This is a genomic window from Chlamydia trachomatis A/HAR-13 (assembly GCF_000012125.1).
GTDB classification, from domain to species: domain Bacteria; phylum Chlamydiota; class Chlamydiia; order Chlamydiales; family Chlamydiaceae; genus Chlamydia; species Chlamydia trachomatis.
On sequence record NC_007429.1, the window covers coordinates 332,873 to 347,036 of the forward strand.

Sequence of the window (14,164 nt, forward strand, 5' to 3'; positions counted from 1 at the left end):
TTAAGATTATTTCCGCCTATAAAAACCCGATTGACTCTCAAGATTTTGTATTCTTAAAAAATAGTTATGCAGCACACAGTAGATATCCAAGCTATCGAATCTAAATTAAATTTTACTTTTTCTCATCCCAGACTTCTTATTACAGCTCTGACACATCCTTCTTATAGAAATGAATTTCCTTCTGCTGAAGAAGATAGCGAACGCTTGGAATTTCTCGGAGATGCAGTTTTAGGATTAGTAGTTACGGAACATCTTTTCCTTCTTTTCCCTGCACTTAATGAGGGGCTCTTATCAACAACGCGAGCAGCTCTAGTAAATGCAGAAGCTTGTTTCGAATACACACAAAAATTATCTCTAGGAGAGCATCTCTTGATTGGTCGCGGAGAAAAAATGCAAAGTCATCGAGGAAAAATCTCTGCATACGCTAATCTGCTCGAAGCTATTTTAGGTGCTGTTTACTTAGATGGTGGCCTATCTCCTGCTAGACAAATCATAGTCCCTCTTCTACCTGATAAAGAGTCTATTCTTCCTCTCATGCTCGTGAATCCCAAAAATCGCTTACAACAATTCACACAACAAACACTAAAAGTGCTTCCCTCTTATAAAGCATTGCCTTGGAAATCTGAAGACGGCTCTCCTGGTTATCATGTACAAGTCTTTGTTAATGGGGATCTTTGGGGAGAAGGCTTTGCAGGATCAAAAAAAGAAGCAGAAAAACTTGCTGCTAAACAGGCGTTATCAACACATGACAACAAAAATTAAAACACAGTGGACGTGTACAGAATGTGGCACACATTCTCCAAAATGGTTGGGACAATGTTCTGGATGTCTCCAGTGGAATACACTAGTCGAAGAAAGAACAGCTCCTAAACTAAACACATCTTCTTACTCCTCTAGCTCTTCTATTCCCATACCACTAAACAATGTGGAATTTCAGGAAGAAATACGAATTCATACCCAAGCTCAAGGCTGGAATCGCCTTCTAGGAGGAGGAACGGTCCGAGGTAGCCTCGCTCTATTGGGAGGAGAGCCTGGCATAGGAAAGTCTACTTTACTACTTCAAATTTCCTCACAATTCGCGGCAGCTGGTCATAAAGTGTTGTACGTTTGCGGAGAAGAATCCGTGTCCCAAACTTCATTACGAGCCCAACGCCTGCAAATCTCTAGCAACAATATTTTCCTATTCCCAGAAACAAATCTTGAAGACATCAAACAACAGATTGATAACATTGCTCCAGACATATTAGTTATCGACTCTATCCAGATCATTTTTTCTCCATCCTTAAGCTCTGCTCCAGGATCGGTTGCTCAAGTGAGAGAAACGACCGCAGAGCTCATGCATATAGCAAAACAAAAACAGATCACAACCTTTATTATTGGACATGTCACTAAATCTGGAGAAATCGCTGGCCCACGTATCCTAGAACACTTAGTAGACACTGTTCTCTATTTTGAAGGTAATGCGCATGCTAATTACCGTATGATTCGCTCTGTTAAGAATCGTTTCGGCCCAACCAATGAATTATTAATTTTATCCATGCATACAGATGGATTACGCGAAGTAGAAAATCCGTCAGGTCTCTTTCTACAAGAAAAAATTGTAGAAACTACAGGCTCTACCATTATCCCTATTGTAGAAGGCTCTGAAACTCTTCTTATAGAAGTTCAGGCTCTCGTTTCTTCATCCCCATTTTCTAATCCTGTACGAAAAACATCCGGATTTGATCCAAACCGATTTTCTTTACTCTTAGCTGTTTTAGAAAAAAGAGCGAATGTTAAATTATATACATCCGATGTCTTCCTTTCTATCGCTGGAGGCTTGAAAATCACACAACCTTCGGCAGACTTAGGAGCGGTGTTATCGGTGGTGTCTTCCCTATATAACCGCTATTTACCTAAAAATTATACCTATACTGGAGAGATCGGCCTAGGAGGAGAAATTCGTCACGTTTCACACATGGAACACCGCATAAAAGAAAGCATTATTATGGGGTTTAAAGGTATCGTGATGCCTTTTGGGCAGATAAAAGGCTTACCTAAAGAATTTCTGGATCAAATTGATATTATTGGAGTAAAAACAATTAAAGATGCTGTCCGCTTACTACAATGACCCATTTTTAGCTGATTTTTGTTTAGGGAACATTCCTTTACGTTTGGCATCTAGACAATCTTCTCTGGCAGTTCTGCAAGCTCACGAATGCCTGAGAAAACTACAGATATTTTTCCCTCGATTATGGGGACAGATTATCACCACAACAACACAGGGTGATCTTGATCAAGAGACACCTCTGTGTGCTGTAGAAAATACAGGTTTTTTTACAGATGATGTCGATTTCTTGGTGCAATCTGGGCAATGTGATCTTGGTATACATTCCGCTAAGGACCTTCCAGAAAATCCGAAGGCAACGGTTGTCTCCATTACAGCCAGTATAGATCCTCGAGATATCCTCGTATTTCATGAAAAATACCTTTCGATCCCGTTACCTCGCCGTTTACGCATAGGGAGCTCCTCCGTGAGACGAAAAGAGCTTCTCTCTCTGCTCTATCCCTCTGCCATTATTACCGATATTCGAGGGACTATCCAGACTCGCTTAAAGCTGTTAGAAGAGAAAAATTTTGATGCCATAGTCATGGCTAATGCTGCGGTGTCTCGACTAGGACTACGTCTTCCTTGCACAAAAATCCTCCCCCCACCCTATCATCCTCTTCAAGGACGTCTAGCCATCACTGCTAGCCGACATATACGGAGCTGGAGAGGTTTATTCTTAACTTGCGGCATCACAGAAGATGTAGAAATTATGTGTTTTTCTTAACAAAAGATTGTTAATTAAAATTATAAACACTTCTAATTGAAGCTTTAGGGTTAGTGTAAAATCTTTTAAAAGGTTTTTTATTCCATGTAAAAATTGTAATGATATCCGCCCTAACGATTGATGGGCGACTGCTGAGAGACCTAGAGTGACCTACAGTCAAGATCTGAATACTACGTTCTCTTTAGCTTCACTGATAACGCTCTTCCCAATGTTTTAATAACTCCTCTCGTATCGGCAACGCAACTCGTTGAATAGTGAGGTGCACTCCGGAAGAATCTTAAAAATCTTGGTCCACTTGTCTTGTTAAAGACGGTAAAGACCTTGAAGTAAAGTTTTCTTAACCCCCCTTGGGGAACCAGTCAGTAATATGCTGGCCCCATATTTTTGGAAATATGTGTTATGTTCTCAATTTCATCACTGGGAAATATTCAACACCCTCTCCCAACAACTGCCGCCCCCAATCCCCCCAAAAAACTGGTGGCCACAGTAACTTATTGTTTGTTTTGGCTCTGCTGCCTGTCATAGGATTAGGTGTCGCAATTTACTTATGCGCTAGACGCGCAAATTATTGGAAGGGTAACGCAGCAATCGCAACTGCCGGTGGATTAGGTCTTATAACCATTGCCGCTGCTTTGATGGTTGTTATCACCCCTATAATCTTTTGTTTACGATACTTATATCAGCTTCTCCGCCAATTACCAGCTCACTGCTGTGGAAGCTCTCATCAAATCGAAATCTAAGCCAAAAAGCCCTTTCCTTTATGAGGAAAGGGCTTTTTATTTCTTTATTTTTTTAATCAAAAAAATTGTTCTCCATAGAAAGATAAGCTTGTCGATATTTTTCGTATCGTCTTGGAGACTCATTTAAACAACGAAGAAGAAAGTAACTTTGAAACAGCGTCATTTTCTTCTCCCACCAGACAAGATTATCTAAATAATCAAATATATCACCGTCCACACATTTTCCGATTAAAGCTGACTTACCGTATTTATACCGGCAACGAGAAAAATGCGCTTTAACAGCAACACGATCCCCAGTCAAAGCTAAGTAGCATCCCCAAAGAATAAATGCTTCCGAATACTCTGCCAGCTCTTCGTCTAGAGGGAATCTATCATTTAATAGCTTATAAGCTCGCTCTAGATCTCTATTCCATAAATGGGTCTGTATTATATAAACGAGAATATGATCGCGCTCCTCTTCACTGGTTGGGTCATAGATAGCTTGTAAAAGATCTATGAAAGACTCGATCTCTTCATCCAAAAAAGCCTGTATGTGGAACATATCCAAAGCATACAACTGCAAAGTAAATGGAGTCTTCCACAAAAGCTTCTTAGCTTTTTGATAATCCTTGTTCCGCAAAGCCTCCACCCCCTTAACAAAGAACATTAATTCCGCTACCTTTTGATTGTGTAAAGACTCAGGGAATGTGATTTCATCGGATACGTTCGCTAAAGCTGTAGAGAATTGCATAAATGCTTCCCTGTTCCCTGAAACTCCTGCAACATAAAAAATATCTGCAAGCGCTTGATAATCCCGCAATCCCCCTGCTCTACGAAATAGTTCGGGAAGGAATAAGGAAAATCCTGTCCAAAAACTAAGGAAAAGCTCCATCTTAGAAGATCTAAACTGCAAAGGAGCCTTATCTACCTGACAGAACAAGGTAGCTTGTTGCTTATGATAAATAATTCTAAGGAAACGCTCCTCCTCTCTAACACTAATCTTTTCTGGAGCGATCCACAAAATTAACAACATGAATACTAGCGCTTCGCTGCGATGCTTGTGTAAACTATCATACAAGCGGAAGCAAAGATGATCTTCTAATCGCGGAATCTCGGGGTGCTGTGAATATCTTTTTAAAGCAAACAACAAACATCGTATCTCTTCTACAAAACTTCCGTTCCTCTGGTAAACTAACGCTTTGCCAAGATATTCCAATGGGGCGCCAGCACCTCCATGAAGATAATCAAAAGAACTAAGAGCTTGCGTCAGATCTCCGCCCTGCTCCTCAATTTGAGTTAATAAGGTCACTCCCAGACGAAACTGCGCTTCATAACTTTCTTTTCTACCCGGAAAAGAATCTCGAATTTTACGATAAAAGATTGCAGCTTGATCATACAGCTTTTCAGATAAGAACGCGTCAGGAACAGCTAAACAGCTGACTCGCAAAGCTCCTATACTTTCCGAAATCGCAATATTGCTCATTCCTTGTAAATCTTGAATAATGACGCCTAGACGATTACCTAAGCTAGGAAGGTAGTCTATATGTAAAATAAATAAAGCTTGCTCAACAAAGACTGCGATTCTGTTGTCTGATTTTTCTATCAAAATAGCAAAACGAGATTGCTGAGAAATCATCTCTTGGGATTTTTTCTGAATCTCTATTCCATTTTTGATAAGAGAGACCGTAAGTTCATGATTCTGGACAGAAAACCATAGTCCGTAACCACAGTAAAACTCTCCTCTTTCAGCCTCCTTAGAAGGTAGGAAAAGAATCCCCATCCCTTCATGAACTGCACTTTTTGTAACGGTATACTCCACACGCGTAGAAGCACTTATTTCCACCTCGGAGAGCATAAAATTATACCATTGAGCAGGGGAACTTGCTAGTACAGGGAAATAGCGTGAGAGTAGGATAGGGTCATAATATTTCCAACACGATTTCTCCTTAGCCATCAAAGTAGCTTTTACTGTCCACTCTGGATCACCCTGAAGATATGGCTGCAAAGCTTGGCGTAACTCCTGAATAGAAGAAAACCTATCCGCAGGATTAATGGCGATTGCTTTCATAGCAATTTGAGATAAAGAAGGCGGGATTTCCCTATAGGGTGACATTTCGATAGGAGGCAAAACAACATCTCTATAAGACAGCTTACGACCTTTTTTTCTTCGATAAGGGAAAGCTAAAGTCAACATTTGATAAAGAATGAGCCCTAGTGCATATATGTCCGTTTTTTCCGATGCTTCTACTCCCAACAAGCTTTCGGGAGCCATATAATCTGGAGTCCCTACAATCTTGCCTGGAATGGTCATGCTGGAATAGCAGATATTTCTCTCGTCGAATGAAACAGCAGCTTCATCATCCTGTTCTAGCTTTAACTCTTTGGCATGTTTAAAGATAGCTGCTCCCCAATCAATGATAACAACTTCCCCAAACAAACCCAGTAAGATATTATCCGGCTTTAAATCCCGATGCAACACTCCTTTAGAATGAATGTATTCCACCGTGGCACAAATTTTATCAAAAATAGGAAGAAAAGATTTAACAGAGGTTTTTTCTTCTAGTTCTTTAGAAAGAACTTCTTTCTGCCAAACACTCTTTAATAAACTTTTTAGAGAAAACCCTTCTATATAAGGCATTGTGTAATATACAGCCTCACCATCGCTGCATATCGAATATACAGGAACAATACCTGGATGTATGAGGTCTGCAGCAATTTTTGCCTCTCGCAAAAAGCGTTGTCTAAGCAGCGCATTCCCACTCAGATCCTCTCGGATCCTCTTCAGAGCCACTCGACGAGAACACGCTTTGTCATGGGCTAAATAGACTTCGCCCATGCCTCCTTTGCCTATCAGCCTAATCAATTCGTATCGTTGCAAAAGAACAGCCTCTTTTAAAGCGATGCGAGTTTATCTAAAATGCTTTGCAACTCTCTCTGACTATTCCTTAACGAGTCTTTTTTAGCTTGTACTAAACTAGGATTGGCGCGAGTACGAAAATCTTCACTAGCCAATAGTTTAGACACACTATCTATACTCTTTTCTAGGCGAGTTTTCTCTTTTTCTAAACGTACACGCTCTTTAGCAAGATGTTCAGGAGGAAGAATCACTCCAACCTGAATTCCTTCTACAACCCCTAAACTAAAAATACTGTCCTTTGGAGCTTCTGCAAGCTGCTCTACAGTTTTTACTCCTCCCAAAGCACACATGATTGGAATACAGACATCCACCAGCTCCTTTTTCTCAGAGCTAATCACAAAAGCTTGTAAAGGCTCTCTAGGATCTAATTGCATTTCACCGCGAATATTGCGAATCGTATAAACTAGCCTTTCTGCTATGCCAAATGATTCTCGTAATCCTTGTGGAAAAGCTACATGAATAGGTTTAGGATATTCCGCTACCATACAAGCTTCAGAACGCAACATGCTGACTGCATGCCCTGTTACAGAATCCCCCTTCCCATTCTCAACAGTTCCTAAAGTTGCCTTGAGTTTTTGGAAAAGAGTTTCCGTAATATAAGGAACAATTGGATGTAATACTCCCAAAATATTGATCAATAAGGTAGCTAAAAGCTTACGCTTAGTTGCTCGCTGTTGATCGCTATCCTGTTTCCCAAATAAAGTAGGTTTAATGATTTCTAGATAAGTAGAACACAAATCATTTTTAAAGAAGTCATAAGCCAAAGAAGCTATCTTATCAAAAGAGTAACAGTTATAGTGCCCATCTATAAGATCCAGCAACTCATTAAATCTATCTAAGATATAAAAATCTTCCAATCCAAGAAGATCTTGGTTGACCCCTTCTTCCAAATCACGACTTGTTAACTCTGAAATATGCCCGAAAATAAACCGAGCTCCATTCCATAACTTATTGATAAAGTTCTTATACTCTTCGAATAAGTGGTAGTCGAGATCAATTTGCTCACCCCTATTTGCACAAGAACATAAAGTAAGCCGAACCGCATCAGCTCCATATGCTTCTATCATCTCAATAGGATCGATAACATTGCCTTTGGATTTCGAAAGTTTTTCCCATTTAGCAACTACGTTCTTAGGAAGAGCTTTCCCTTTATCATAATCACGTTTCCGTTCTCCAGAAACATAAAACCACTCCCCTTTTTCATCATATTCGCGATAAGACTTACCGAAAATCAACCCATGTAAAAAGACATCAGAAAATGGTTCAGTATCGACCATTGCAGAGCACATCAATACCATTCGCGTAACCCAGAAAAAGAGAATATCATGTCCTGTCACTAAAACAGCTGTAGGATAAAACTTCTTCAAATCCAAACTGTTTTCATCAGGCCAACCAAAACAAGTTAACGGCCATAACCCGGAAGAAAACCATGTATCTAAAACATCTGGATCTTGATACCAAGATTCTGGATCCCGCATTACCTCTTCTGGACCCCCTTCTCCATCAAAGCAAATTACATTCTCATCGTGTTTATTATGCCAGACAGGAATACGATGCCCCCACCAAAGCTGTCTACTAATACACCAATCTTTTAGATTATTTACCCAAGTAAGGTAATTCCGTACGAACTCTGGAGGAAAGATACGAATTTCTTCACTATTTACAAATCCCCGCAAAGAGTCTCTAAAAGAATCAACAGAGACAAACCACTGTTTTGAGAGATAAGGTTCAATGATCGCCCCTGAACGATAGGAAACTCCTACACGAGATGAATACGCTTCCTTTTTAACGAATAAACCGAGAGCTTCCAAAGATGTGATAATATTTTCTCGAGCTACTTCCCTAGATAAACCTGTGAAAATACCTCCATTCTCATTAATCTCTCCGGTAGGAGTCAAGATATTGATCATGGGGAGTTGATGGTTCATTCCTGTCTTGTAATCATCCTTATCATGAGCTGGAGTGATTTTAACAGCTCCTGTTCCAAAAGATGCGTCTACGGAAAAATCTCCAATAATAGGGATTTCTCGATTTACAAAAGGCACAACGACTTTGGCCCCTATTAAATGACTGTATCGCAGATCCTCAGGAGAAACAGCAATCGCAGTATCCCCCAGCAAAGTCTCTGGTCGTGTTGTAGCAACAGTAATGAATTCCTCTGAATTCACAACTTGATAGCGAATGTAGTAAAGCCACCCGTCTCTCTCCTCGTACTCTACCTCATCATCCGCCAAGGCTGTTTGCAAAATAGGGTCCCAGTTGACTAAATAATACCCTCTGTAAATGACACCCTTATCGAATAAAATTTTAAAAGCCTTCTTCACTGCACGGTTGGCGCCAGGATCCATAGTAAACCGCTGACGAGACCAGTCACAAGAACAGCCAAGCTGTCGCAGCTGAGAAAGAATGACGTTTTGACTTTTTTCCTTCCAATCCCAAACATGCTTCAAGAATTCTTCTCTAGAAAAATCTGTTCGTTGCTTACCAAGAGAAGCTTTTAGATGTCTTTCCACAACCGTTTGCGTGGCAATCCCAGCATGATCGGTTCCAGGAACCCAACAAACCTCAAATCCTTGCATACGCTTGTAACGAATGAGCGTGTCTTGCAATGTATTTACAAGAGCATGACCCATATGTAGGATCCCTGTAACGTTTGGTGGAGGCATCACTATAGAATATGCAGGTTTCTCACTACTTGCATTCGCTACAAATATACCAGAGCGTTCCCAAAACGAATACACCCCAGTTTCAGAGCTTTTAGGGTCATACGCTTTAGGAAATTGATCTTCGTTCATGCCTTACTTCCATATGTTGTGACTATTCTCGCATCTCTAATTAACCGATTGAGCTATAAGTACGAGGTGACTTTAACGGAGAACATATTGCCTTTAGAGCTTGATTATGATCAAGCAAGAGGTGCCCTAAGACAACTGACTAAAAGCTTTTAATGAAATTACTTCCATCCATAAGTGATGGCTCCGACTTAAAATTTCTTTACCATCTTTTGTCAAAGAAACTTTATAAGAAATGATACCTTGCCGATCTTGGTAATCGTTCTCTTTGAGGGTATATACCTGATAGCCTGAAAGATGTTGCACATCATAAGAAAATTTGGCAGCCTCTCCATTACCGTAATATACCCATACGTGAAGAACCACAGGGAGAGAATCTCTAAAACGTGAAGGCAGCCCCCAAGTGACAACTAGCTGCTGCCCTACAGACTCCGTAACACATCCCCGATCTATACCTAGATGAGCTGCAGCTGTATAGTCATTATCTATAAACTCTAAAAACGAAGATAATGCAGGCTGCGAGCATCCTCCTAAACACAGAGCAGAGAACGCCGCTGCCCACCACTTAGAATAACAATAGCGCAAAAACGAAAGCAAATAACGCAAAAGACTCAACAATCCCAATCGAAGCAAATGATTTACCATATATTGCAGAGGAACGCGCATAGGCTTGAATAGCACTCACACAGCACTTCCCTTGCATAAAAGCAGAAAGCAATAACGCAGATCCTACAGCTATACCCATTACGATACCACTGACTGCAGAGACTTTTCCATCCTTAATTGCATCATTCAGCAGTAACATGAAAATCAACCCGTAAATGGATTGTGATGAGGGCATAGCAGACAGACCAATAATCTTCCCGTGTCCTTCATCGATTCGAGACATCACTGCGTGAGAAGCGACTCCAGCCATTCCACATCCAACAGCGCTACCAATCATTGCCAAAGCCATAGCCAATACAGGCCCCACTACTGATACATCTATCATATATTTCCTCTCACTAGACATTTTCTATTTTTTTCAAAAAAACGCACATCAACCTTCTGGATTTAAAGATTTTGCGACTTTTGACAAATTACTTTTTTCAATGGATGCAAAAGCTTTCCACCACCATCGAAGCTATAGTGATACCACTCTATGAAATTAAGGCGTAAACCATGGATCACACCTCCCATAATGGAAAGCGCAATATTTACCGTGTGCCCGAAGATAATAATTAGAATTCCTACTGCGGGGGAAAATCTTTCACTCATAACCATCACAGTATTCCCAACCATCGCTCCAGCTAAACTCAGAGCGTACAACCGCAAATAGGATAAAACGTCTGAAAACACTTGGATAACAGCTGTTATCTCATCTAATCCTCTTAATCCCCTTTGGATTACCCCACCTAAAATGGCAACCCCTAAGCCAATAAACGTTACATAATACCCTACCAACCCTCCTAATTCATAAGGAATATGTAGAGCATAATGAATTAAAGATACGGCTTGCAAATAGATAGGCAGATACATATATGCTCCGCACATAAAGATTACCCATCCTATAGAAGAATACCGCTGTCTACAATAGCGTAGCATTCCCAATGACAGATGTACTACCCCCACTAGCAAAGCTATTTCCATTAAAATATTATCTATAAACTTATCGTAAACAACGGCTTTATATACTGAGTCCCCGCTACTAGTACTTTGGGCTAGAAGAAACTCTTTAGGAGTTTTCTTCTCTTTAAGAATAGGATAATCATGCACCAATTCCTTATAACCCTTAGGACGCTCCTTCAGATAATACTCCGCTTTCTTCAAAGCCAGAAAATGTGTTAGTGAATACTCCCGGAAAGGGCTGGTGTAACTCACAGAAACGCCAAAAAAGGATGTTGTAGCTCCTCCCCAACACACACATCCAAGCCCTAATATCATAAACATCTGCAGAAAGCGTTTTAATGCTATAGAGCGCTTAATCTGTTTCCGAGCTTTAAATGATAAAAATAACGATGTTGCTAAAAAAACTAATCCATATCCTGCGTCATTAATAATCATCGAGAAAAAAACGAAAAAAGAGAAAAAGACCCATAATGAAGGGTCTTTATCCGTTGATGCAGGAGTATCATAAATATTAACCAAAGACTCCCCTAATGCTCCCAGACCATGATTCTCTAAATATGTAGGAATCACCTCATCTGGATCAGGCTGCACCCGTTCTAGATAAATGCCTAAACTATCACAAAGTTTCTTCACTTCATCTAAACGATCTACAATCACCCAGCCTAAAGCGCTAAAAACCTTATCATCAAACAGATCTTCTGCACTAGCTTCTGCATGCTGTAAACTTTGTTCATTGCATTGTTCACATAAAGCCTCTAAAAGATCCTCTCGATAAGCATATAACTCACAAACTCGAGCCTTCTTTTTACGTAAAAGAGCTTGAAGATGCCCCTCCTCCTCTCTTAATTCATTGACAGAACGCGGCGCCTCTATCTCAGTAAAGATATCCTTAGACAGAGAAACTATCCCAATCACAGCATAGTAATCATAGTTGTACGCTGTTGCTAAGTAGAAAACATTCTCTTCTTCGACTTCTAAAGGAGCTCCTTCTATATGTCTCTTATAAAGAAATCGAACTGCTAAACCTGTTTTTAACGTCAACTCTCGGATTTCTTCGGATGAAAAATCTCCAAGAGGCTTAACTCGAACTATTTCTTTACCTAGAGCTTTTAAAGACTCTGTAAGAGTTGTAATCTCCTGATTAAGATCAAAGATCTCTTGAAGCAACTGCTCTGTTACCAAATAGCCTGACTTCGTTGATACTAAATCTGCTGGGGAACAGCTCTTAGTTAGCAGATTTAAAACCTTTAATCCCTCAGAAAGCTTTCGTACTTTTTCTGAATCTTTGAGTTTACTTTTTGATAAAAATTCGACAGCCCCAATCTCTCGACATGCAGAGAAAAATTCAGACTTCTCACGTCCAATAAATAGATATTTATCCACATCTACGCGCATGCAGACTACTCCTTATGCTGCTGAATTTTTTTCTTAGCCATTTTCATTTGTCCCACATCAGTAATACTTCTATCACTTAAGAAAATGGCTATCTTTTTAAGAGTTTGCGAAGTTGTAGGTATGAGTTTTTTCTCGAAAAGGTTTACTCGAATAGAGACTCTCCGAAGTTCTTCTTCTAAAAGCAGCAGTCGTTCTTGAGCATTCTCAGCATAAATCTTACTCACAACATATTCTTTTACAGATGCAAGAAGAGAGTCTAACCAAATAGGTGTATCCAATAACGAATACTCTGGAGAAGTAAGTACAACCCGCTTTAGTAAGGGGACTTCAACGCCTGCGATATTCTCGACATCCTTTTCAAGGATATCGACAGAAAAACACTGCTCTACTGCATCCGTATAGAGAGGAATACTGAAAAGCTCGGCAAAGGCGTACATTCTATCTCGAGCTTGTTCATTAGTCGCTGTACTTTCTGCAGCTAAACGGATTGCAGATTGAACCTCGGCCTGTAACAAAGCTTTCTTTAATTTTAATGTGGGCAAGTACATGCCCAACATATTAAGCTTTTGTTTCTCAGCTCTATATGAATTTTTCGTTAACTTTATTTGTGAAGACATGCTTTAGGCCAATATTTCTGAATTAACTGCTCTTTAATTCCGACTTCTTCAGAATGAAAACTTTGATATAAAATTTTCCATCCTATATCCAAAGCTTCTTCAAGAGGAATATTCACTTCTAAACTCATTAAGCGAGCCTCAAATAATTCAGAAAACGCTAATAACTTTTTATCCCAATTAGAGAGTTTGAAACCCATAGACATCCGCTCTGCAGACTTTCTAGAATCAGCGTAAAGACGAATCAAAGCATTTGCTAAGTCACCATGATCCTCTCGAGTCTTCTTACCAATAACCAACTGCTTCAGTCGAGATAACGAGCCAAAAGGATCTATTCGATTGTCTTTCAAGTAGAACTGTCCTTCTGTAATAAAACCTGTATTGTCAGGAACTGGATGTGTGATATCATCCCCAGGCATCGTAGTCACACTGATCAGAGTAATTGATCCGCCTTGAGCAATGTCTACAGCTTTTTCATAACGAACAGCGAGATCGGAATATAAAGACCCTGGATATCCCCTATTTGCTGGAATCTGGTCCATTGTAATAGCCATCTCTTTCAATGCATCAGCAAAAGCTGTCATATCAGTGAGCAGAACCAGAACATTTTTCTTTTGTTCTAAAGCAAAACGCTCTGCACAAGCTAAAGCCATATCTGGTATCAATACACATTCAACCGGAGCATCTACGGCTTTATGAATGAACATAACACATTTATCGGCGAAACCTAACCGCTGAGATTCCTTAACGAAGAAATTGTAATCAACAAACGTTAATCCCATCCCTCCAATAATTACGATATCTGCATCTGTTTGAGCGGCAATACGCATCAACAGCGCATTATGATTTTCTCCAGAAGAAGAGAAAATGGGAATTTTTTGAGATTTGACCAAGCAGTTGAACATATCAATCATCGGTATGTTCGTTCGTACCATCTCCCGAGGCACAATGCGACAAACAGGATTAAATGAAGGTGTCGTAATAGGTATAGGCTCACCAAAACACTCATCTTCACGATCAATAGGTTTTCCTGTTCCATTAAAACGTCGACCTAACAAAGAGTCTCCATAAATGACTTCCATGGGTCTTCCTAAGAAAATCACTTTGTCTCCGGTAGACAATCCAGAAGTACCACCGAACACTTGAAGAGTCACTTTTCTCGCATCGAAACGCAAAACAGAAGCATACGATGAGCGCCCATCAGCTCTTTCAATCTGCACTAATTCACCTAAAGAGGCGCCTTCTGCCTCCACAGTAATCAAGTTCCCCTTGATATCCGTAATTTTTGTATATATCGTTTGCATAC

11 protein-coding genes are annotated in these 14,164 nt (G+C 40.1%); 4 read left to right on the forward strand and 7 right to left on the reverse strand.

The annotated features are described in order from the left end of the window. Nucleotides 1-66 precede the first annotated feature (66 nt). The 4 genes from rnc to CTA_RS01595 all read left to right on the forward strand — a co-directional run bounded on the left by rnc (nt 67) and on the right by CTA_RS01595 (nt 3,553). Nucleotides 67-762: a ribonuclease III gene (gene rnc / locus CTA_RS01580; RefSeq protein ID WP_009871645.1), complete on the forward strand. Its 696-nt coding sequence runs from the start codon at nt 67-69 to the stop codon at nt 760-762. Beyond that, the gene (gene radA, locus CTA_RS01585; RefSeq protein WP_009871646.1) at nt 746-2,110 is read left to right on the forward strand and encodes a DNA repair protein RadA; all 1,365 of its coding nucleotides are present in this window, start codon (nt 746-748) and stop codon (nt 2,108-2,110) included. Before rnc ends, radA begins: the two co-directional genes overlap by 17 nt. After that, nucleotides 2,088-2,813, forward strand: coding sequence for a hydroxymethylbilane synthase (locus CTA_RS01590; protein ID WP_009871647.1), 726 nt, complete (start codon nt 2,088-2,090; stop codon nt 2,811-2,813). Before radA ends, CTA_RS01590 begins: the two co-directional genes overlap by 23 nt. Nucleotides 2,814-3,205: 392 nt before the next feature. Then, a complete protein-coding gene (locus CTA_RS01595; RefSeq protein WP_010725152.1) occupies nt 3,206-3,553 on the forward strand; it encodes a hypothetical protein in 348 nt (115 codons plus the stop codon). A gap of 52 nt (nt 3,554-3,605) precedes the next feature. Here CTA_RS01595 and pknD read toward each other — a convergent pair whose 3' ends face one another. From pknD to CTA_RS01630, 7 genes are all read right to left on the reverse strand, one after another. After that, nucleotides 3,606-6,410 carry a serine/threonine-protein kinase PknD gene (pknD, locus tag CTA_RS01600; protein WP_011324674.1) on the reverse strand — a complete coding sequence of 935 codons (2,805 nt, stop codon included), beginning with the start codon at nt 6,408-6,410 and terminating at the stop codon, nt 3,606-3,608. A gap of 14 nt (nt 6,411-6,424) precedes the next feature. Next, entirely contained in the window at nt 6,425-9,244 is a 2,820-nt protein-coding gene (locus CTA_RS01605; protein ID WP_011324675.1) for a valine--tRNA ligase, read from the reverse strand. A 126-nt stretch (nt 9,245-9,370) separates the two neighbouring features. After that, nucleotides 9,371-9,886 (reverse strand): hypothetical protein, encoded by a 516-nt coding sequence (locus tag CTA_RS01610; RefSeq protein ID WP_009871650.1) that lies wholly within the window; start codon nt 9,884-9,886, stop codon nt 9,371-9,373. Continuing rightward, a complete protein-coding gene (locus tag CTA_RS01615; RefSeq protein WP_009871651.1) occupies nt 9,807-10,232 on the reverse strand; it encodes an ATP synthase subunit C in 426 nt (141 codons plus the stop codon). Before CTA_RS01615 ends, CTA_RS01610 begins: the two co-directional genes overlap by 80 nt. A gap of 62 nt (nt 10,233-10,294) precedes the next feature. Then, complete coding sequence (locus tag CTA_RS01620; RefSeq protein WP_009871652.1) at nt 10,295-12,244, reverse strand: V-type ATP synthase subunit I; 1,950 nt, start codon at nt 12,242-12,244, stop codon at nt 10,295-10,297. Nucleotides 12,245-12,249: 5 nt separating this feature from the next. After that, a complete protein-coding gene (locus CTA_RS01625; protein ID WP_009871653.1) occupies nt 12,250-12,861 on the reverse strand; it encodes a V-type ATP synthase subunit D in 612 nt (203 codons plus the stop codon). Beyond that, entirely contained in the window at nt 12,846-14,162 is a 1,317-nt protein-coding gene (locus CTA_RS01630; RefSeq protein ID WP_011324676.1) for a V-type ATP synthase subunit B, read from the reverse strand. The genes CTA_RS01625 and CTA_RS01630 overlap by 16 nt, the downstream gene beginning before the upstream one ends. Nucleotides 14,163-14,164: the final 2 nt, after the last annotated feature.

Excerpts from the sequence above, each read along its gene's own strand:
- CTA_RS01615 (WP_009871651.1), bottom strand. The coding sequence starts at position 10,232 with ATGATAGATGTATCAGTAGTGGGGCCTGTATTGGCTATGGCTTTGGCA.
- CTA_RS01590 (WP_009871647.1), top strand. The coding sequence starts at position 2,088 with ATGCTGTCCGCTTACTACAATGACCCATTTTTAGCTGATTTTTGTTTA.
- CTA_RS01630 (WP_011324676.1), bottom strand. The coding sequence starts at position 14,162 with ATGCAAACGATATATACAAAAATTACGGATATCAAGGGGAACTTGATT.
- CTA_RS01625 (WP_009871653.1), bottom strand. The coding sequence starts at position 12,861 with ATGTCTTCACAAATAAAGTTAACGAAAAATTCATATAGAGCTGAGAAA.
- CTA_RS01610 (WP_009871650.1), bottom strand. The coding sequence starts at position 9,886 with ATGGTAAATCATTTGCTTCGATTGGGATTGTTGAGTCTTTTGCGTTAT.
- CTA_RS01620 (WP_009871652.1), bottom strand. The coding sequence starts at position 12,244 with ATGCGCGTAGATGTGGATAAATATCTATTTATTGGACGTGAGAAGTCT.
- CTA_RS01605 (WP_011324675.1), bottom strand. The coding sequence starts at position 9,244 with ATGAACGAAGATCAATTTCCTAAAGCGTATGACCCTAAAAGCTCTGAA.
- rnc (WP_009871645.1), top strand. The coding sequence starts at position 67 with ATGCAGCACACAGTAGATATCCAAGCTATCGAATCTAAATTAAATTTT.
- CTA_RS01595 (WP_010725152.1), top strand. The coding sequence starts at position 3,206 with ATGTGTTATGTTCTCAATTTCATCACTGGGAAATATTCAACACCCTCT.
- radA (WP_009871646.1), top strand. The coding sequence starts at position 746 with ATGACAACAAAAATTAAAACACAGTGGACGTGTACAGAATGTGGCACA.